18 protein-coding genes and 1 pseudogene are annotated in these 21,501 nt (G+C 38.0%); 10 read left to right on the plus strand and 9 right to left on the minus strand.

The genetic code is table 11. The annotated features are described in order from the left end of the window. Positions 1-252 precede the first annotated feature (252 nt). Together MSBRW_RS01290 and MSBRW_RS01295 are read right to left on the minus strand one after the other, a co-directional pair. Entirely contained in the window at positions 253-1,050 is a 798-nt protein-coding gene (locus MSBRW_RS01290) for a 2-amino-3,7-dideoxy-D-threo-hept-6-ulosonate synthase (protein WP_048103168.1), read from the minus strand. A gap of 234 nt (positions 1,051-1,284) precedes the next feature. Beyond that, positions 1,285-1,800 (minus strand): deoxyuridine 5'-triphosphate nucleotidohydrolase, encoded by a 516-nt coding sequence (locus tag MSBRW_RS01295; RefSeq protein ID WP_011305780.1) that lies wholly within the window; start codon positions 1,798-1,800, stop codon positions 1,285-1,287. A gap of 262 nt (positions 1,801-2,062) precedes the next feature. Here MSBRW_RS01295 and MSBRW_RS01300 point away from each other — a divergent pair, with 262 nt between their 5' ends. Next, positions 2,063-4,159: a DUF2341 domain-containing protein gene (locus tag MSBRW_RS01300; RefSeq protein WP_011305779.1), complete on the plus strand. Its 2,097-nt coding sequence runs from the start codon at positions 2,063-2,065 to the stop codon at positions 4,157-4,159. Between the two features lie 158 nt (positions 4,160-4,317). Here MSBRW_RS01300 and MSBRW_RS24120 read toward each other — a convergent pair. Beyond that, positions 4,318-4,459, minus strand: a pseudogene (locus tag MSBRW_RS24120) (DUF4277 domain-containing protein); the annotation flags it as partial. Positions 4,460-4,963: 504 nt separating this feature from the next. After that, positions 4,964-5,209: a hypothetical protein gene (locus MSBRW_RS01310; protein WP_011305778.1), complete on the minus strand. Its 246-nt coding sequence runs from the start codon at positions 5,207-5,209 to the stop codon at positions 4,964-4,966. Between the two features lie 1,045 nt (positions 5,210-6,254). On the opposite strand from MSBRW_RS01310, the gene MSBRW_RS01315 reads away from it, so the two are divergent. Both MSBRW_RS01315 and MSBRW_RS01320 read left to right on the plus strand, forming a co-directional pair. Next, entirely contained in the window at positions 6,255-6,803 is a 549-nt protein-coding gene (locus MSBRW_RS01315; RefSeq protein ID WP_011305777.1) for an HdeD family acid-resistance protein, read from the plus strand. Positions 6,804-7,147: 344 nt separating this feature from the next. Next, positions 7,148-7,747 carry a flavodoxin family protein gene (locus MSBRW_RS01320; RefSeq protein WP_268990304.1) on the plus strand — a complete coding sequence of 200 codons (600 nt, stop codon included), beginning with the start codon at positions 7,148-7,150 and terminating at the stop codon, positions 7,745-7,747. Between the two features lie 1,051 nt (positions 7,748-8,798). On the opposite strand, the gene MSBRW_RS01325 is transcribed toward MSBRW_RS01320, so the two are convergent. Continuing rightward, entirely contained in the window at positions 8,799-10,085 is a 1,287-nt protein-coding gene (locus MSBRW_RS01325; protein ID WP_011305775.1) for a toll/interleukin-1 receptor domain-containing protein, read from the minus strand. Between the two features lie 238 nt (positions 10,086-10,323). Between MSBRW_RS01325 and MSBRW_RS01330 the strand changes: the two genes are divergently transcribed. After that, a complete protein-coding gene (locus MSBRW_RS01330; protein ID WP_011305774.1) occupies positions 10,324-11,535 on the plus strand; it encodes an ABC transporter permease in 1,212 nt (403 codons plus the stop codon). A 104-nt stretch (positions 11,536-11,639) separates the two neighbouring features. Here the strand turns inward: MSBRW_RS01330 and MSBRW_RS01335 are convergent, their stop codons facing one another. Both MSBRW_RS01335 and MSBRW_RS01340 read right to left on the minus strand, forming a co-directional pair. Next, entirely contained in the window at positions 11,640-12,515 is an 876-nt protein-coding gene (locus tag MSBRW_RS01335) for a head GIN domain-containing protein (protein ID WP_048102583.1), read from the minus strand. A gap of 649 nt (positions 12,516-13,164) precedes the next feature. Continuing rightward, entirely contained in the window at positions 13,165-13,626 is a 462-nt protein-coding gene (locus tag MSBRW_RS01340) for a hypothetical protein (RefSeq protein WP_011305772.1), read from the minus strand. A gap of 325 nt (positions 13,627-13,951) precedes the next feature. Here MSBRW_RS01340 and msrB point away from each other — a divergent pair, with 325 nt between their 5' ends. The 4 genes from msrB (at position 13,952) to MSBRW_RS01360 (ending at position 16,300) form a co-directional block, all read left to right on the plus strand. Next, entirely contained in the window at positions 13,952-14,380 is a 429-nt protein-coding gene (msrB, locus tag MSBRW_RS01345) for a peptide-methionine (R)-S-oxide reductase MsrB (protein WP_011305771.1), read from the plus strand. A 130-nt stretch (positions 14,381-14,510) separates the two neighbouring features. Beyond that, positions 14,511-14,699: a hypothetical protein gene (locus MSBRW_RS01350; protein ID WP_048102581.1), complete on the plus strand. Its 189-nt coding sequence runs from the start codon at positions 14,511-14,513 to the stop codon at positions 14,697-14,699. Between the two features lie 116 nt (positions 14,700-14,815). Further along, positions 14,816-15,460 carry an HAD family hydrolase gene (locus tag MSBRW_RS01355; RefSeq protein ID WP_011305770.1) on the plus strand — a complete coding sequence of 215 codons (645 nt, stop codon included), beginning with the start codon at positions 14,816-14,818 and terminating at the stop codon, positions 15,458-15,460. A 654-nt stretch (positions 15,461-16,114) separates the two neighbouring features. Continuing rightward, the gene (locus MSBRW_RS01360) at positions 16,115-16,300 is read left to right on the plus strand and encodes a hypothetical protein (protein WP_048102580.1); all 186 of its coding nucleotides are present in this window, start codon (positions 16,115-16,117) and stop codon (positions 16,298-16,300) included. Between the two features lie 153 nt (positions 16,301-16,453). Here the strand turns inward: MSBRW_RS01360 and mtaB are convergent, their stop codons facing one another. Together mtaB and mtaC are read right to left on the minus strand one after the other, a co-directional pair. Beyond that, positions 16,454-17,839, minus strand: coding sequence for a methanol--corrinoid protein co-methyltransferase MtaB (mtaB, locus tag MSBRW_RS01365; protein WP_011305769.1), 1,386 nt, complete (start codon positions 17,837-17,839; stop codon positions 16,454-16,456). 10 nt (positions 17,840-17,849) lie between these two features. Next, positions 17,850-18,626, minus strand: coding sequence for a methanol--corrinoid protein MtaC (mtaC, locus tag MSBRW_RS01370; protein ID WP_011305768.1), 777 nt, complete (start codon positions 18,624-18,626; stop codon positions 17,850-17,852). 929 nt (positions 18,627-19,555) lie between these two features. On the opposite strand from mtaC, the gene MSBRW_RS01375 reads away from it, so the two are divergent. Both MSBRW_RS01375 and MSBRW_RS01380 read left to right on the plus strand, forming a co-directional pair. After that, on the plus strand, positions 19,556-20,410 hold the full coding sequence (locus tag MSBRW_RS01375; RefSeq protein ID WP_011305767.1) for a helix-turn-helix transcriptional regulator: 855 nt from the start codon (positions 19,556-19,558) through the stop codon (positions 20,408-20,410). A gap of 193 nt (positions 20,411-20,603) precedes the next feature. Then, positions 20,604-21,395, plus strand: coding sequence for a helix-turn-helix transcriptional regulator (locus MSBRW_RS01380; protein ID WP_011305766.1), 792 nt, complete (start codon positions 20,604-20,606; stop codon positions 21,393-21,395). The last annotated feature ends 106 nt before the right edge of the window (positions 21,396-21,501 follow it).

The raw sequence follows: 21,501 nt of genomic DNA on the forward strand, positions 1-21,501 counted from the left end.
GATTTTTAACCCGAGTTTTTCTTTTGGAAAATTTTTAAGTCTGATTCATACCCGACTATACTATGGTACGTTTATCATAATATTTTGGAGGGGAAATCTTTATAAAAAATTTCAACCCGTCTATTTCCACTGGAAAAAGTGGAATTTACCCATCTGACCATCTTCTTTCGTTATGATTTTAAATTCCACTTTTTCTTTCCGGTCAAACTTTATCTTTTAATTTTTACGTGTAAGTTTTTCTAATCTTCAGGCTTACCTGCCCAACTTTGATAATTCTTCCGCACTTACGCCTCCATGAACTACTTTAGCAATTTTTCGGACAAGGCCTGTTGGGTCTTGGGCCTGGAAAACATTTCTTCCTATAGCAACACCTTTTCCTCCGGCTTCGAGAGACCCTTCGATCATTTCCAGCAGTTCCTTTTCAGAATCCATTTTCGGGCCGCCTGCAATGATTACAGGTACAGGGCATCCTTCCACTACTTCTTTAAAAGTTTCAGGGCTCCCGGTATAGTTTGTCTTGATGATATCGGCTCCAAGTTCGGCTCCAATTCGAGCTGCATGTTTTACAACATCTACATCATATTCAGAACGAACCTTTTTTCCGCGTGGGTACATCATCGCAAGGAGGGGGATCCCCCATTCATCGCACTTTCCTGCCACATAGCCTAGACCCTGCAGCATTTCATACTCATCTTCAGCCCCGACATTTACATGAACTGATACGGCATCGGCTCCTACTTTTATAGCTTCTTCTACAGTTGTTACCAGAACCTTATGGTTCGGATCAGGAGAAAGAGAAGTTGAGGCTGAAAGATGTATTATAAGGCCCACATCATGCCCATATCCACGGTGCCCGTACTTTGCAAGCCCCATGTGCCCTAGCACGGCATTTGCCCCACCTTCTGCGACCTTGTTAACAGTTTCCTGAAGGTTTTTAAGCCCTTCAATTGGACCTGCACTAACCCCGTGGTCCATAGGAATAATAATTGCATTACCGGTACTTCGATTGAATATACGTTCCAGCCTCACGGATTTACCTATAGTGTTCATAGGCTGCATATTTCGAATTCGAGAATATAAACTTTATCGATATATTCTTTAAGGAACTAAATATTGGGATTTCTCTTGCTTACTTTTCATGAATCAGATTTTCATGGGTACAAGACTAAAAACTTAAAATACTTTCATAAATATTAAAAAACTATTGTAACGAAATTTAAAAATATAGGGGAGTGTTGAGTAAAAATTAAAAATTATATAAAAAATTAAACGCTTTTTGATGACTTATTTTGTATTTTCGTTCTGATAAATCCCGGAATACCCTTTTTCTACTTCAGCTCCCAGGGTATAGAATAAAAGCTGCATAATTCGGGCGTCTTTTTTCAGCCTGAAGCCTTCAGTGTTGTAAACCACCAGCATAGATTCACTGCGTCCCCTATATCCTGCATCCCATACCGCGGTTTCAAGAGTAGTTCCACATCGAATAAGGGTTGAGCGCGGTTTTGCAATCGCAGCCAGGTTCATGGGAATATTCACAATCTCATTGAAAAGTACCTTGTAAATTCCCTTAGGCAGGTGAATCCACCCATCATTCCCGAATTCAAGAGTTTTCCCATCTGGAAGCTGTCTTTCAGAGTTATCAAAATCCACAGCTCCAGAACCGTCTATTGTTTTTACTTCTTTCAGGGTAAGCTCAAGTCCGTTAGGCTGGATCTGGGTTTCTATATCAATGGCATTTTCAAGCAAAGAAGGCGTTGCTTGTATAAGTTTTCTCAGTTCGGTACTGGATAAAAGCGTCATTGGAACTGTAATTGCAAAGATTCTTTATTACTGTTTCGGAGTTCATATTATGGTTTTATCCTTCTCTGGATGTTATCCTTTTTTATTTTTTAATTTAGTCACTAATATTATTATTTTATTATATTAGACAAGAATTTATGAAAAGGTTTATTCTTACCATGTAAATAATCACTATCTATTAAGATATTCATAATCACTACCTATCAAGATGTTCATATTAATGCTCAATCGGGTTTAATAAAGGGCTTGCGAGAGGTTTCTAATGATAACAAAAAGATCGACTGCATATGTGATTTTCTCTGTATTTCTTATATTTCTATTGACAGGTTGTGCCCTGGCTGCCACGGGTGACACGTCGGATCTTTCCACAAAAGATAATTCATGGAATTACTCCAAGGAAATCCTAATTACTGAAAATGCCGGTAAAGACCTGCAAGGGTACCCTGTCGCTGTTGTTTTGAACTCTTCGAATTTTAACTTTTCAGAGACAATAAATGATGGCTCTGACCTTCGATTCTCCTCAGGAGATAGAACACTCAATTACTGGATTGAAACCTGGGATCCTGAAAACGAGGACGCTCTTATCTGGGTCAGACTTCCGTCTCTTTCTGCAAATCAAACCACTAAAATTCTCATGAAGTACGGGAACCCCGGGGCCGAAGCCGTAAGCAGTGGCGAAAAAACTTTTGACTTTTTTGATGATTTTGAGAGCAATTACCTTAACGAACTTGATTGGAATGCTGAAAGTTCGGGAGGAGGATTGGTTGAGGTTAAAAACGGGATCTGTAATGTCTCAGCTCCAAAGGTCCATGCCTATGATTCCTCTATGATCTACAGCAAAAAAAGTTTTGAGATCAATTCTATGTTTGTGGCCAAAAGAATGAAAGTCACCACGGGTACGGACAACAGAGGGCCTGTGCTACAGCAGGGTTTCATAGACCAGATAGACAGCAAAAAAAACGAAATAAAGCATGAGACCGAGCTTGCCAACGAAAGCCGAGTGGACCTGGAAACGATTTACAGGAAGCAAAAAAAGAATCTCTATGATCTTACTAATGTCAATGTTCCTGAAGGAGAATGGTATGTCTCAGGACTTGCCTGGTATGAGGAGAACAACACTCGCAAAATATCCTGGTTTAAAAATGGTGTCCGTGATCCGAGAATGGATTTCGCCTCAAACGATTCCGTAACCAATTTTCCAATGCATGTTTTCCTGTATGCCGCTTCCTACAAAGACGCCTCAAAGAATACAGGCTACATGGCAGTCGATTATGTGCTGGTTAGGAAATTTGTCGGAACCGAACCCACAGTGAAGATCATTTCAGACCAGGAAGAAGGCAAAGTTTCTTCAGGAAGTGTTTCTGAAAATAACTCTGAAAACTCTTTGGAAGATGATTCAGAGGGCACCTCTGAACAGAGTATCTCTGAAAATAACTCTGAAAACGTCTCTGAAGATGACTTTGAATACAGTTTTAAAAACAGCTCTGAAAACATTTCCGAGACTCAAACTGCGGCTGGATCAAAACCAAATTCCGAAACTTTCGGAATCAGGCTTTCTTCCCCATATGAGTTCAATTTCTCTGCCCTTGTAAATGAACTGAATTCCTCAGGCATAGACACGATTTTCCTCAGCGTAGACAACGAAGATGTATGGCAATACGAGCGCTTTGTGAAAATGGCTCATGAAAAGGGAATTTCCGTACATGCCGTGCTCCTGGAAGACGTAAATTGCACAAAAAAGGGAGCTGGTAACCTCTGCCAGAATACTCTGGACACAGTACTTGATTATAATGAAAAATCCCTTGCTCCCTTTGATGGGATTGATATCGACGTAAATACTTCTGCCTGGGAAAGCCCTGAAGAAAGCGCAATCGATTACAAGACATTGTTTGAAACAGCCAATAAAGAGGCTAAAGAAAAGGTATCCATCTCAGCAAGTCTTCCACTTAATTATACTGCATCGCAAATCAAGGAAATCGCTCCTTTTGTTGATTTTTTCATTATCAAGGCTTATCCCGGCGAAAATAAGAAGCTTAATTCTGTTTCCAATGTTGTTGACGCCGTTGCCCTGGAAATGGGAGAAATAAGAGGTACTGGCTCAAGAGGAATAATAGAAGTCTCTGTGGAAGAAGGCTTTAAGGATAAATATTCAATAGAGCAGCTTTTTACCGGCCTGGCAGATTATTATTCCAATGATTCGGCTTTCCTGGGAGCCTCGATTTTCAATTACAATACCTATAAAGGGCTGCCTCAAACACAAACAGAAGAGAAGGAGTTCCCAATTCCCGGATTTAACATCCTCACAGTGATTCTTGCGGGGCTTGGAGCTTTTGCCCTTTTAAAAGGAAAGAAAAGTTAAGAGCCGATCCTGAAAGCTAGTAATGCATGTTGAAAAGTTACCAGGACTTACGCAGTTGAAATGAAAACTCAATAGAATTAAACTTTCAACTACCTAAAATATGCCTTTAGCCGCAGCGTCTATTGTGCTTGAGTTTTCACATTCAGTGCGTAAGTCCTAACGTCATCATTAAGGTATTTCCCATGACACCTTTTCCCAGTAACCTTTCAGCGGGTAAGTTTTCAAAAAAAGCAGGAATAAGTAAAGACGACGCTCGGTAAACCCTAAACTGTTAATGTACATTGCCTTAAGAACATAAGATAATAACTATAAGTTATATTATTTCGCGACTTACCGGAGTAACTGAAAACCAGCGTACATTTCTAAGTGGGATATGACGGTTTTTGTTGTCATTCAACATCATCCATAGAAGATCTAAACCAAATCTAACTTCTGTGCAGTCAAATGACTCATAATAGCCATCCATCCACCTGACGTTTACTTTTATATTAGTCATATAGCCGACCTCCTTATCACATCTTTTATATGACGAAGCGTAAAACCCCTAAGTCTTTAGCTTAGGGGTAGTTCACAGTATCAATCAGCAGAAAACCATTGATTATAACTCAACAAATTAGTGAAGCAGCCAAGTTACTTACATTGTTAACTTGTACTGTGTAGAGTCCGTATTCATTTGGAGATACTTTTATGGGCTACATTTTTTAGTGTATATGGAAAGAATCTACAACTTTAACTATGTTGAAATCCAGGTAAAAACCTGGACGTCAACAAATTTTGATATTGTTCTTCTGTTGAATTTATTTTTCATTTCATCATTTCTTGTACATTTCGAATGTCAGCTATGGCTTTTTTCTTTAACTCGATCATCTTTTCCTCATTAATTACTTCATTTTCCATCCATTGTGTCATGATCTCCATTCTCATTACCATAACTTTCTTTTTCTGTTCTTCAGTTAGAAGTCCCCATACTTCAGTCATAAGTTCCACAATAGCAGGCATCGCCCCAGCATGCATCATTGCGTGCGGTCCCATTGAATGTCCTTTGTCCATGTTTACTTACCCCCTTTAATGAAATTTATAAAACAAAATTTTGATAACGTCTATGATACCATATATGATACAATTATTATTTTTAGAGACTTTAATCTCTTCTGGAATCACCAAACTTTACCATTAATTCCGCTAGCGATTAACTGCAATCAATATAGCGATTAACTGCAATCAATAAAAAGTGCAGAAAATAATAGAAAGCGTCGATTTCAAATTGTATCACTTGAAGTTTAGTATTTAACGAATATAATATTAGGAGAAATATAAATACGGAATAAATAATAATTGAAAGTCAAAATCATAATATGCTTGATTCAAAAAAGAATAAGATTGCTCGGAGAGAAGCTCATATTATGGCAAACTTTTGATCAGAAACTTGATTTCCAAAAATATATCCATATTCTTCAATTTTAGGAATTGCGCGCTTGAAGCACAAAATCAAGCACATTTGGAATTGTGACTTGTTTTGTGTTTTAGACAGTTGAAGGTTTAATGCTATTGATTTTTCATTTCAATCAGTATAGTCCTATTCTAGATAAAGAGCTTTTTTGAGAATTAGTAATAAGTTGTTTTATATTTAATAATTTGTATAATTATATACATCTTCGCCTTCAGTCGAATGCGAAGACAGAAAATTGAACTGATATCATAAAAGAAATCCTATTTCAAAGATACATTATTATGAATATTTGTTGTAGCCGCGTCGAACCAGTGCTTTAAATGAAAGAAGCGATGCACTCCAGTCAGCTCCGGTAACAACGTTCTTCCAAAATATGGGTTAATCGAGAGTGGGCTTGCACACATTAAATGAATTTCATCAGTGCATTTTCCAAATAGGAGAGATCCTTTCTTTATGGGGGAAAGCAATCTTCTCTTTTGCTCTGGTTTGTTTTGTGTGTGTAAAAATGTTTTTGAACAAAAATCCTGTGATTCAGGATGAGTTCCTGTGATTCAGGGTGAATAAGTCTCTTTAGTTGAGCCTATACCTGTATCTGGTAGCGGGCAGTAGTGATAAGATCCAAATGAATATAGGGAGATGAAATATATGGAGCAACCAATTGGTACTGAGTCCAAAACGGAGTTAGAAGTATCGCAGGTACCCTGGTGGTCTTTACTTCTGGAAGGGATTATTGCTATTGTTATAGGTATATTTCTTTTATACGAGCCTATAGCAACTACTATTCTGTTAATACAACTCCTAGCCATTTTCTGGCTAGCAGAAGGAATTGTTGCTGTTATAGGAGCGCTGATATTTACGAAGTATGGAAAATGGAAGTTGCTTTCAGGTATTTTGAGTATTATTGCAGGAGTTGTCATACTAATGTACCCTATCATCAGTCCTTATGTCGTTCTTAAGTTCCTCATTATCTTCATAGGAGCATTAGCTATTGTCAATGGTGCCATAGTACTTGCCTCAGCACTTAAGGGAGGAGGACGGGGTACTGGAATTCTTGGCGCCCTTACCATAATACTTGGTTTGCTTCTGTTGACTAACTCTCTGGCAGGAGTCCTGATCCTACCCTGGATATTCGGATTATTTCTTGTTATCGGGGGAATTGGAGCAGTTGTCTGGGGGATAAAAATACGAGCCTGAACACGGAATTTTTCAGGACAAAAAAGGATTTATTTTGGAGTCTATCCAAAAACTAAGTTGTATGTCGTTATAACAGGTTGCAAGTGGAAAAGACATTACTCGTAACGGCTCTAAGTCAATTTATCTTCCCTTTTCTTTCTTCTTTCTTCTTCTCCTTACTCTATCCCTTCTTTTTTTCTTCTCTTTACTCTATCCCTTCTTCTTTTTTCTTCAGAACTTTCTCGAAAACTCTTTTGTTTTTTTAAATAAGAGAAACTTTTTTATGTTTACTGATCATTTATACTTTTGTTATACTGTGTGAGATTCTAACTTTTAAACTCTTCAAAGGGGGCCTTAAAATTAAAATTCTTGGATTGGTGGGTAGTCCTAATATCAATGGTAACACTGCAAAGCTTGTAAACGCAATTCTCGACGGAGCTGCCGAAAAAAGGGCAGAAAAAGTAATTTACAACCTGGCCTCTCTAAATATTAAAGGTTGTGACGCCTGCTTCAGATGCCAGAAATCAGGTTGCTGTGCAATAGATGACGACATGCAGGAACTTTACCACGAAATCCAGGCTGCAGACACTATTGTACTTGGTTCTCCTGTTTATATGTGGCAGATGACTGCTCAGACTAAACTCTTAATTGACCGCCTGACCGCCTTCTTAAAACCTGATTTTTCAAGCAGGCTTGATAATAAAAAACTGATTCTTGTTTTTTCCCAGGGGAGTCCGGACAGGGATGCCTTCAAACCATATTTTGAATATACAGCCGGCCTTCTCTATTATCTTGGCTTTGATGTCTTGGAAACCGTTATTGCGGCTGGCACGGATAATCTAGAAGTCTCATTCAGGCCCAAGCTGCTTGAAAACGCAAGAGAACTCGGAAGATTGGTCTCGACTTCCCCTCTTACGGGTCCCGAGTTTAAAAAAGACGAGCCAAGCCTGACCCCACTTCTCTGATTTTCTCAGTTTAATTTTTTTATGTTCTGGGTATTTACTTCTTTAAACTTATCTAATTAGTTTAAACCTGTTTTACTCACTTTAAATCTTCTTTCCCTTTTTTGATTACTATAGGGAAAAAGAGAATATGCCCAACTATTTTCCATCAACTTCATCTACAAGCGATAGTCCGGGAACAAATTTCGGGTTTTTTTCGGAAATTTTCAACGAGCTTTCCTTCATTAGGCTGCCCAAAAGCGATTTGTTTACTTCGGTTATTCCCGAGTAGTCAAAAAAATGTTTCAAGGCGCGGATTTTGAGAGATATTGTTGAATTCTTTAGTTTTTTATTCTTTAATTACAAGTTAATTAAGGTTCCACCATTTTCTATAATATTTCTTACTTTTCAATAATATTAGAAATAATGTCTATTTTACCAAAAAATTTATTTAAAGCAGTTTAAAGTCAATTTAATGAATTTTTCTGCCAATAATTATAATTATAATACTTTTTAATGGCTCTTCGTTGTTTTGTATGGATATCCTCATAATGTCCTCATAAAAACCAATGCAGTCTTGAAAAGAAAATAGTCTTATCCATAGGAAATGACAAAGAGTCTTTTTAATTGCGTAATAAAGAAAAATGCTCTATTTAAATTTTCAACACGTAATTAATATTTATATTTTTACTCAATTTGGTATCCTCTTCAAATTCAATGGAGAATTTTCCAACTTGAGAAATACGCAACAATTTTATCATATAGTTGTAAAGTTGAATACATCGCTTGACATTGTTTTTCAGACTTGGTTAAATTCTAAAATTTTCAGCAAATACATGAAATTTACTTTTACCCATTCAATTTGAAGAGGATACTCAATTTGTAAAAGAAAATCACATAAAATGCTAATTTTTTAACAATAGGCACCTTTAATTAGGCTTTTATCACTGAACTCTATATTCATCTATATTTTGCGATGCTATTTTAAAGGCATCAGATGTAAGTTTTTGGAGAAATAAGTTATTTTAGATAATTTCTTTGTTTTTAATGCCTTTTCGTTAATTTTGGTAAAACCTCAATTTAGTTTCTTTCTTTCATAATTTAATTCTTCTAATACTTTGTAATATCTATTTTTCTCTTGTTCAGTCATTATCATCCTAGTCTTTTCAGGCCATGTATCCATGTTTTCTTTTGAATGAAATAAGAAGATATTGTCAACTATTGCAAATAAATTGTCAAGCTTTAGAATGTACTCTCTACATTCATAAGGTGGATACTTTCTTTCTCCAGACTGTGAATACAATTCCTGCACAGTTTTACGGTTTTTGTGCATATACTCCAGAAACTCTTCTTTATTAATTTCACTACTTTGAAGTAAATCGAATTTTTCAACCGCAGTCTTAGCTATTGGAATTACTTTTTCTAGTAATGTTTCTGACCATTTAATAATCTCATTTTTAGTTCCAGAAAGAGGTTTATAAATCTCTCTCAAGTTTTCATATCCCTCATTCCATCTAATCTCTATATCCTCAATCCTGTCATTTGATGTTATGCCTATTGGTCTCCAGTTTTGATCTAAATTAGATGAAACCCAGTATCCTTGGCAAAACCAATTAACACTTGAGACATCTTTTAACTTATTATAAACAAATATCCAGATTACATCATTAGCCTGTTTTAAAGAAGATACTATTTCCTTTAGAGCTGTTTTAATTTCACACTTGGGATAATCCTTGTTTATTAAGACATTTATAGAGTGTCTTCTTGCAAGTCCAAAACTGGCATCTTCTTCAGTAACTATATCGTAAATTTCTTCACTTTTGTTTATCTTTAGCCCGACTGTGTCATATAAATCTAAATAACTTTTGTATAATTCTTTGAATGGTATGTATTTTAGATCCCTTATTGTAGAAATAAATTCCATGATATTATCTTCAATAAGCTTTATTTCATCCCTTTCTTCTTTAAGAGGCTTTATTTTTTCTTGATGGTGTTCTTTTATAGCTCCTTCGATCAACTTTCCTTTTTCTTCCCAATACTTTAGATATGTTATCCCTTTTAAATCAAAATTTATGTCATCGTTGACAACTGCTATTATTCTTTGTTTATAGTTTGGTTTTTTCATAAACTCGATGACTTCAAACATGCAAGCTTGAGATTTAAGATAATAATCACTAATCAACATTAAAGCGAAGTCGTGATCTCTGATACTTTTCATAAACTCTTTGAAGCTTTGAGCACATTTTACATTCTTTATGTCTCTTGTTACCCCGATTCCTTTTATATGGAGTGCATTATCAATTTCATTTGCTAAATCCATATTCTTTTGAGAATACGAGAGAAATATTCGTTTCTCTTTCATGATACCACATTGTTAAGAGCCAAGTAAAATAGCACCTTATTTTGGTTTTATATTTTCAAGACTTACTTCAATATTTGTTTGTCGATTTAGTTTTCTATTTAGATCTTAATTTTACCATCTATCACACAAATTTATAACATTATATTAGTTATCTGTTTTAATATATTAGAAGTATGTACTGTATATATTTTGGTCAATTGATGAATTATATCAAAGCAAAAACAACGGAGCTCCATTTATGATCCCCCTTTTCAGTGCAGGAAAACTCGCTTTTGGAAGCATTAAAAGTGCAAAGCTGCGTTCGACCCTTACAGTGCTTGGAATCGTTATAGGAGTTGCAGCCGTAATTGCAAATGTGTCTCTTGGGGCAAGTTTCAACCAGCATTTTACAAACGAAGTGACCAATATAGGGTCAAATTTCATTTATATTCAGGGGATGCAGCCCAAGCTTTTTTATGACAATGAATTGAAGATCGTTGAGAACACGCCTGGGATTTTGGGCGTTTCGCCTTTGAAGTCACAAACTGCAGAAGTCACGTACATGTCCGAAACCAAAAATATTATGGTTAGCGGCGTCGGGAAATCTTATGATGAAGTGGCAAACACAAAACTCCAGAAAGGTGACTTTATCACTGACAACGATGGGTACGTGGCGGTTATCGGGTACAAGGTTGCAAACGAGAAATTTGATCGTAACATCTCGGCCCGGAACTCCATAAACATAACCTTCAGGGTTGGAGAAGACGAAAAAGTCACAAAGACCTTTAAAGTTAAGGCAATAATCCAGAACCCGGAGAACACTGTTATCCAGGCGTACAATGATAATGAGGCCGTTCTTATCCCTATAGACATCATGAACGAGATTCTTGGCGAAAAAGATTATGGCGGGGTTTTTGCAATGGCCAATGATCCTGCAACAGTTCAGGAGACCTCGGATAAGGTCGACGAGCGCCTTGCCAGAAATTTCGGGATTTCTGAAAGGGAACTTGAAGATAAAGATTCCCGCCCTTATATCATTGTCAATCAAGCAGAGGTACTGGAACAGACGGATATGATGGCGGCAGCTTTAAGTTCTTTCCTGACGGCCGTTGCGCTAATCTCGCTGCTGGTTGGCTCGATAGGAATCATGAATATCATGCTCGTAAGCGTAACTGAAAGGACAAGGGAGATAGGAGTGCTCAAATCTCTTGGATTTACAGGCTTTGACATTCTTTTTCTTTTCATGATAGAATCAATCCTGCTCGGAGTTTTCGGAGGCCTCCTGGGAAGTACGGTTGGAATCGCAGGTGCATACAGTGTTGAAACCCTCCTCAAACTGCCTGTCGTCTTTCCTTTCAGCCTAATTGCGGCCGGATTCTTTGTAGCTGTTTTCGTGGGCTTTGTCTCAGGAGTCTACCCTGCAAGAAAAGCCGCAAAAATGAAGCCTGTGGACTCACTAAGGCACGAGTAAAGTCCAGCAAAAATTGAAATGGATAATTTAATTTAAGAATTCGTGACGGATTTTTATCCAATCATTTACTTAATTTTTTACTTGATGATTTATCTGCTTTTAATTTATCTGCCTTTATTTGTGACTTTACCGCTGCCTGAAACCTGCGTGTTGAACTCTTCCGGGTTCCCTCTATAGAATACATTTCCACTTCCGCTTATATTAGTGTCAAGTTTCCGGTCCGCGTAGACATTTGCATTTCCCGCACCCCTGATACTTACTCTGGTCACCTCGGTCCTGAGTTCAGGAGCATCAACACTTCCCGAACCTTCTATATTTATTTCATGTGAAGAGGCATTGCCTTTCAGGAGGACACCCCCAGAACCGGAAATCAGGCTCTTCAGAGAGCTGGCATTTGTCTCCAGTTTGATATTACCTGAACCTGTGATTGCGAGATCCAGGTTTTCGGAATCAATCGGCGTAGTTCCTATAATATCCCCCGAGCCACTGAGGGAAAGGCTCCGGACTTCTTCCATCCCTGCATAGATCTTAATAGTTTTCTGGGGGCGGATGCATTTTTTCTCATTGATTACCAGAACTCCGTTTTCCACGCTGGTCTCCAGGAGGGGCAGGATATTATCTTCTGCTTCAATTCTAAGGCTGCTGTTCCCTTGCTCAATAAATACGTTTCCTGAAATACGTGAATCCAAGCTGTGAAAAGGTTCAATGCTACGGGTTATAGTTTCCACATTTCCTGAGCCACGTTCGCAATCATAGTCCGTACATCCGCTTTCAGCCATCACCACAGCCAGCAATAGGATTCCCAGGAGAAAAACAGAAGTCCCTGCAGGCTTGGTTACGCTCACTTTTCCTTTCATTTTCCCAATCGATATTTTTTCCCATCTTACTTTTCCTGCCCTTTCAAGCCGTTTTTTCATTCCCTTCTCATTTCCGGTCATATCTCTATCTTCTTCATACCTTTGTCCCTTTTCTTTTGACATCGTTCCTTTTAGGCACCCTCATATCCTGATAGAAGCGAAGAGCGGAGTCATGGAGTACATACTCATAGTATGTTTTCTTCGAGTTTTTATTCTAGCTCATTTTGAATCAGGGTTTTAAAGAGCAGCATAAGAACTGATGCCTTACCTCGGAGTTTTTAACTGAATAAGAGTAATAGGGTCCTCTTAAATTCACTACCAAACTGGAACTTATTCCTCCTTTTTTCAGACAATTAACTAAGATAGTAGTGTTTCCAAAAAAATTACCATTTATTTTCAGGTTAAAATCCAATTAACCTTCCTAAAAACCGCAAATTTTGGTGAGGAGCACGTATAATCTCCCCTGGCTATGTATTGTGAAAGCTCCATTTATACCACTAAACGAAAATTTCAAATGAAAATTGTTATCCAAAATATTAAAAACTTTTTGAGATGAGATCTTGCAGGCAAATACTTACAAGGAGCTCTGTCCAAAAATACTGTTCTTTAGCTGTACTTTTACTGGAAATAACTGTAAGTTACGGCATTACAGAAAGAAAGGAATTACAAGCTTTTTCTGAGTGAATAAGTCAAGAAAGAGCTAAAAACTATATTTCTTAAAGGCTTTTAAGAGCATATAGCCTTAAATAGGCCAGATTAAAGTATTGAGCTTTCAAATCGGCTTATACTGGAAAAAAAGCTTGAAAATTACGAAAACTAGTATAAAAAGCCCAAAACCCATCTGTATGAGTACTTTTCCACGCTCAATGGGCTCTTTTTTGGCCTTAACCGCTCCATAGCAGACCTGCCCCAATCCAATTCCTGAGGGAAAAACCAGTGGCCACAAGTAGATCCAGCTTTGCAGGTTTCCTGTTAAGTACTGATAAAAGAGAATGAAGCCTAGCATGTTAAGTGTCCAGCTCAAAGAAGCAAGCCGTTCTCCTAGTTTACTTTCGGATTCCATAGCTGTAGCAAAGAAAAACATTCCCATTACTAGAAAATAAAAAGGTAGAGTAAACTTTCCAGGGTTAATTTGTTTAAAAACGATAACTGCAAAGATTGCTGCAAGAAGTATAAAGATAAGTGCAGCGACCATTATACTATGGTCTTTTCTCCCTGTCAGATTCTCTCCCATGCTACCCCAAACCAACAGGTTTTATTGTAGGGTTATTATATATTCACACATAATATAATACACGTATATATAATATAACTTTTATATAATCCAACTTGTTATAATTGTATTTATCATTTGATTCTCGATTTTAACATTCAATTTTCGCCATTTTATTTCACATATACAATATAATTATTAAATTTATACAAACATAATTTTTCTTTTTACTCTAGTTGCAAATTTACCATTTGACTTTATTTCCAAACTAACAATTGGTCTTTGCGGACTCGAGAAATAGTAATATCGCTGGAACAACTAACTCATATACAAAAGGGGTTTACAAATGGCACAGAAAGCGGTTGAAAAATCTGAAGAAGAATGGAAAAAAGTACTTACGCCTGAACAATATCACGTCCTGCGGCAGAAAGGCACGGAAAGGCCTTTTTCCGGCAACCTGTACTATAACAAGGAAAAAGGAGTTTACACCTGTGCTGCCTGCGGGCAGGAACTCTTTTCTTCGGACACCAAATTCGAGTCCGGAACCGGCTGGCCAAGTTTTTATGATGTTATTTCCAGTGACAGGGTAAGGCTCAAAGAGGACACCAGCTATTTCATGAACAGGATAGAAGTAGTCTGTTCTCGCTGCGGAAGCCACTTGGGCCATGTATTTGAAGACGGGCCTGCACCAACCGGAAAACGCTACTGTATTAACTCCGTTTCCCTTAATTTCAAGACAGAAGAAGAAGGCAAGCAAGGCGAAGAAAGAATGTAAAAAGAATAGAATGTAAAAAGGATAGAAAGTAAAATGAATAGAAAATAAAAAGAATAGAAAGTAAAGTTCAACAAGCCAAATCTTGTGATTTATATGTTTATAGATTGGAGAGAGGAGGCTCAGATAAAACTTGAAACCAGCAAAAATATACTTTGAGATAATTGGATTTTTTATCTTTTTAATCTCCTACATTTTATTTTTCAATATAGTATTTTCTGTTAAGGGGTTAGGACCTTCAATTTATGTTCCGGGCACACTCCTTTTTGCCCTCTTAGGATACTGGTTGGGGGGAATTCTGTACGAGAAGTATTTAAAATGAGAACTCTGCTCAAAAAATAATCAGGTTATCACAACCTAACAGATATCTATATAGAGATTTTATAGAACTTTATTTTTCATAATATTTATCATAGATTATAGCAATCTATTAAATAGATGTTAAAAGCAATAATTTTTGATGTGGACGGAGTTCTTATAGATTCCATGAATTTTCAGGCCGAGGCCTGGGTTAAAACCTTCAAGGAAATCGGTATTAACATTACTAGAAAAGATATTTATGAGCTTGAAGGCTCAAACAATAAGAGATTAATTAAATCAATTTTCGAAAAGTCCGGAAAAGAGCTTGAGCCCTGGTATTTCGAAAAACTGCCTGAAAAGAAACGTGAAGTTCTCGAGTTTGATCGGATAAAGCCTTATGAAGGTATCCAAGACTGCATTAAGGCATTGAAACGGCATTTCAAGCTCGCTCTGGTCTCAGGGTCACATACTGATACAGTAAATAAAGTTGTCAATAAGTATTTCTCTAAATGTTTTGACGTCATAATTACCGGGAGTGACCTTGAGCACGGAAAACCGGACCCGGACCCTTACCTCAAAGCCCTTGAAAAACTTGACCTGACAAAAAACGAGTGCATGGTAATTGAAAATGCACCTCTGGGGATAACTGCCGCCAAGAGGGCAGGGCTTTACTGTGTTGCAGTTACGGGTATGCTTGAGCCTGAAAAGATAGAACATGCGGATCTCGTGCTCGAAAACCATGCTGCCCTTTTCAAGTATCTAAAGAATCTCATTCCAAAGTGATCATGGATTTTTCCTTATCATTTCCTTAATTCTGCTGAATTTGCAGAAGTGTTACGGAAACTGGTCACATGGAATTCTGTAACACGGAAAATGAAAACAGTTTCAGCGTGATTCAATCTGGATATTACAACCACGGAAAGTGCGGAAGAACCACATCTTTACTACTTATTTCCGTGCCTTCTGCGCTTTTCGTGGTTTTCAAAAAATTCATTTTAGACATACTTTGGAATCAATGCATTAGTTTTGTGCACAACCTAATAGAAGTTCTCCTAGAAAAACAGATAAAAAATGAAACTTATTAGCCCTAAAACGGTATCATTTTAAAAATTTAAAATTAAAGGAAGAAAGAGTAACATGGGAGAATTATTTAAACTCCTTATTGATGGCACGGTTTTTGGTCTGTTCGTATATTTTTTTGTCCCACGCTACTAACTATCAATACTCCTCTCTTATATATATGTTTTTTCTTTTTTTCTATATAATTGTTAAATTAGGTATATTCTTATATTCTGAAAATATATATTATTCCTCACATTTAATTGCACGATATTTAGACCTTCGTTATTTTATTTTTTCCTATTTACTATATATGTTATTTTCTTTTTTGATCGGTTATATGCTGGGGCAACATCTCGCCCGATTTCAGCAAGTATTTTGAAAAAACTGCTTGATCTCAAGCCTTTTAAAAAGGGATTGAGCGAAAAACCCAATAACGACATAATCGGCGTGATCAACTGTCTCAACGGTTGTGGCACAAACCTTCTCAAAAAACTTGACCGAAAATTTCTTGCAGACGTGGTCAAGCGAGGAGGCGCTTGTGATTATAAATTTTATGAATAAAAGGGAGCGCTTATATGCAAAATTGAATTACGCAGAAACATAGAAAATGGGATAAATGGCAAAAACATGCAAAACCAAGATAATTAGAAACTTTATGAATTTTGTGGACTCAATTCAAGGTAAAAAAGAAAAAAGAGAACCGGAGGGTTCGGCTTAGAAGCCGTAGTTCTCCGGCTTGAAGACCTTAACTTCACTCTTGTATTTTGTAAGGCAGTCGTCCATGAACTTGTCCATGTCGTCTGGAAGAGCTTCGAGAGCTGCCTTTGCGTCTGCGAGGGCTTTGGTTTCGAACCTGGAGAGCTCGAGTTTGCCGGCTGCACCTTCTTCAATAATGTTGCAGCATTCGATTGCAGCGTTCTTTGCTCTGAGGTAGATATTGTCTCCGTCCTTAACAATCGACTGACCTACTCTGTATGCATTGTCGTATGCAAGCATATAGGCCTGTGGGTCTCTGTATCTGTCGGAGAGCATCATAAGATCCCTGAGAACTTTGTCGTTCTTGGTTTCAAGAGCAGTGTTCATGAGAGCGCAGTCGTATGCGAGGGTTTCGGACCAGCACTGAACAGTTGTACCGCCGAATTCACCGTGGTATTCTACGGACTCGTTAGACCAGCAGTCACAGCACTGCATGACCAGGTTACCCATTACGTCAGAGTGAGCACAGGTTGAAGTCTTACCTTCCATGGTCATCGGCATACCTGTGATGGCTTTGACAATAATATTTTCATATCCGCAGTCTTTTCCGGGTCCTACTGCACCTGCTTCGTATGCAACGAGGGATCTTGGAGCAGAGATTGCCCTTGCGATAACTGCGATGGTATGGGCCAGGTTTTTGTTGAGCAGTCCACCACCAATGAACATTGCGGTGTTTGCCTGAGCACAGTCTGTATCACCTGCAGAAATAGTGCCGGTCTTCTTTGCAATCTTGGAGATGTCAGTCCAGATCAATTCCATATCAATGGAACCGAGACAGCCAATTGAGTAGAGTAAACCTGGGATATCGTTCCTGAGAACTGCATAGTCAAAAACTTCCTTACCACCCATACTCTCTACAGAAAGCAGGTCTGCACCATTCTCGGCACACTGTTCGAATGCCTCAAGGAAGACAGAGTATTTGTCGCCTCTGAGCTGCAGGAATTCTCTGTTCTCACGGATATCACCAATGGTGTGGCGGAGTGCGCACTTTATGCCATATTCATCGTGGTATTTCTCCATAATGGTTTTCTGGGCATGTGCAACTTCTGCTCCCCATGAAGGGTTATTGGACATCTGCTGAACGTGTTCGGTTTCAAGGATAATTGCTGGGAAACCAACCTGCACCATTCTCTCCATAACGTCAGTGGTGATCCTCTCGTATTCTTTTATGAGCTTTTCCTTGGATGCACCAGCTTCAGGTCTAGGAGCATAATTAATTTCAGGAATAGTGTAACCTGCACCGATCTCGAGGTCAAGACCTGCCTTTACAGGGTACTTGGATACGCCGAAAGTCATTTCGTCTGCGTTTGCGTATGCCATTGAAGTGTATCTTTTTGCTGCCATTTTTCTCACCTCAGTGCTTGTGGAATTTCTCTCTTAGTTCTGTGACATCTGTAGTACCTGCAATGATTGCATCAGCAATCTTGGGGGCGTCAGCGGCTTCTTCTCCATATACACCAAGTGCAAACTGGGATACGAAGTCCTGATTAACTGCGCCGCCACCGCATGCGAATGGAATCTTGATTCCATTTTCAAGGAGCATGTCATTAACTTCCTTGAATGCATACATGGTAGTTGTCATGAGGGCAGTACCTGTGAGCATAATTGGCTTCTCTTTTTGAACTGCGGCGAGAACTTCTTCTGCAGGTACGTCCCTTCCAAGGTCAACTACATTGTAGCCATTTGCCCTGAGAAGAGCGGTAACGATGTTCTTTCCAATGTCGTGAACGTCACCTTCTGCGACGTGGCAGACAACGGTTCCTTTGGTTTTAGGAGTAGCACCAGAGTTTTCCTTACAATATTCGATACCTTCAAGCATGGCATCAGCAGACATCATGACGTTAGGGAGGAAAATTACACCTTCGTCATAAAGTCTTATGACAACGCCCATACCGACCATGAGAGCGTCATCAATAAGATCAATTGGGTCCTTACCAGCTTCGATTGCGGCCTGGAGACCCTCGACAACGTCATCTTCTTCTCCTTCGAAGATGGCCTTTGCGATCGGGTAGATAAGTTCGTCTTTAGGATAGAGTTCTTCTGCGGCTTCTTCAGGCGTCAATGCCTTTTCCAGAGCCACGTTGTATCTGGTTAAAACCTTTTTCAGACTTGCCTCTGTAAAGTCCAACATATTTTTAAACCTCCGTTTTGGTTTTTAGCAAAAAGGTCGCTACCGTTACCGGGTCTGCAGTCCCGGACATGTTCGGTGTCGTGAGGTTCCGGCTTTACCTCCATGAAGTCCTTCTTGAGGATATTCAGCCCTGAATATAATTTATAAGTTCTACAGAATTTTAAATCTACAATTCATACGTTCTACAGGATTCTAGATTTTGTTCAGGGTCTACCAGCGAAAGAATTTTCTTCTTCTCACCGGAACCTTTCCTTTTTGATTAATTTGCATGTCTGCTAATGCTGACACGTTTTTACAGTATTATTAGGGGAAATTATCACATATACCATAACCGACGGAAATTTTTTTCTGGTTTTTACAGGTCAATAAGAGGTCTGAAATTTTGAATCGATTACAAAGCATTTTGACTTGAAATTTTATGCACTCGTTATTCAGGACATATTGCCCTTAAATTTTTGAAGTAAATTTGCAAAACATCTGGACTTTTTTTAGATTTATGAGTTTTTAGATGCGTGATGAAATTCATATTAAAATAGTTTAAACAATGCGATTATTCAGATAAATCCCATCAAAAATTTCAATGATCATACTCTACTCTTTCAGTTTTATACAACTTAATTATTCTGTCATTTAAGGTACTAATAACGTATAAGTGGGTCTAATGCTATCGTTTTTGGCGAAACCTAAAATTATTTCAATATTCTGCAAATTATATTAATAAGATGCTTTCGCGTTTAAAATTATTAATCCAAATTCTTTTATATAAATGGATATATCGAATCTCAATATATGGCACAAACGCTTCTTCCTATTCAGGTCGTATAAAGTCAGACTGGAACTTGAAGTTACATCTGTCTTTGTGCGGGGACTTTAGTGTCACATGATACAGAGATTTTATATTAACACAAAACTCGATAGAAGTGGTTTGAATGCAACATGAGTTAATAGATGTAGTATTTCGTTCCCAGAAAAGAAGAGACCTCCTTTTACTCTTGGGAGAGAAACCAAGAACAATGGAAGAAATTAAGACCCTTCTTGATGTTTCTCCCACGGCTATCTTACCCCAGATCAAAAGGCTTACAGACAGTAACCTTGTTATTCAAAAAAATGGCAGCTATGAATTAACAGATATGGGAGATCAGGTCTTTAAAAAAGCCCAGTCCCTTATCAATGTCCTTACTTTACTCGAACAAGACAATTACTGGATCGAACATGACCTCAGTGGAATTCCCAAGTATCTCCTCGACAGAATAGGAGACTTAAAGGACTGCAAGCTGGTTGACCCCGATCCGAGCCAGATTTTTGAGCCGAGTACGGAACTTTTAAGTTTCTTTTCCTCATCACGTTATCTGATGGTATTTTCGTCCTTCTACAGGCCTGAGTTCCTTCCCCTTTACACAAGGCTTGGAAGGCTGGAGTCAGATGTTACCCTTATTTTCACTGAGTCAGTACTCGAAAAAATTATGCAGAATTATGAAAAGAAGATAAGAAAACTTGCTACGCTGCAAAACACCGAGCTTTTTGTCTGTAATGACGGAGTCAAGCTAGCTGAACTTATGGTCTCAGACCGTGGGATGATAATTTCTCTCTTTGATGGCAATGGGAGATTTTATTACGAGTACATGTCCTGTTCCGAACCAGAGGCCATAAACTGGGCAAAAGAGCTTATTGAGTTCTATAAATCAAGAGCCTGGCAGATTGAGAACGAGCAATGTATCGATAATTTTATCGGTACAACCGAAAGCGAAGTTTTTTCGGAATCCATGATGTTCAGCCTACACTGATAGACAAGGCAACTGGTTTGCAAGACCACTTATAGGCAATTTGAAAAACAGTATGTAAGCCAGTTGGCAAGGACATTTATAAGGCAATTTGTAAGTGGTTGGCAAGGTAGTTTGTTCAGATGTAAATCATCAGAGTCGAATCTCCAGCCAAATTCAGAATCTCTTTAGAACCCCTTTATGAAGGTTAAATTGAATGAGTACAGAACTTCAGTTAATAGACACAATTTTTTTTTCGGACAAGAGGAAAAATTTACTTTTACTCCTGAAGGAAGGGCCAAAGACAATTGAAGAAATTAAAAAAGGGCTTAAAGTCAGTTCCAGTCCTATAATGGCCCAGATCCGAATCCTGCTCAAAGAAGGGTTGCTGGTGCAAAAAGGAGATATTTATTGTCTCTCTGTAAAAGGAAAGCTTATTGTTCCAAAAATGGAACCTCTTCTCTCCACTTTTCAGGTTTTCGACGAAAACCATGAATACTGGGCAAGACAAAATTTGCGGACTCTCCCTCCTCACTTGCTGGACCGAATTGGAGAACTTGGTAGCTGTAAAGAGCTTTTACCTGAGAAAACCCATATTTTTGATTACCCTCCTGAAATTATGGATCCTCTTTACAAATCCAGGACAGTTATGGAAATTTCTTCAATTTTTCGCCCTGGATATCCAAGTCTATATCTAGACCTTGCAAAAAGAGACATCGAGGTCTCGCTTATTCTGGAAAGGCAAATATATGAAAAACTAGTTTCCGATTACAGTGCAGCTGTAGAGGAGTTTTTGAATCTAAAAAACACACGTCTTTTTGTCTGCGACCATAAAATTGAGCTTGCTTCCAGCATTGTTACCGATCGCTTTACATCACTATCCATGATCTCTAAAGAAGGAAGGTACTATAACCATGAGATGGTAAGTTTTGAGAAAAGCGCCTTTGTCTGGGGGCAGGAACTTTTTAACTATTACAAAGATCTGTCCGAACAAATAACTCAAATTTAATTTTTTAATTAATTTAATTTTCAAACAGTTTAGTTTCCAACTAATATAGTTTCTTAATCAGTTTAGTTTCCAATTAATGTAGTTTTTTAATCAGTTTAGTTTCCGA

The sequence above is a fragment of the Methanosarcina barkeri str. Wiesmoor genome (assembly GCF_000969985.1).
Classification (GTDB): Archaea; Halobacteriota; Methanosarcinia; order Methanosarcinales; family Methanosarcinaceae; genus Methanosarcina; species Methanosarcina barkeri_B.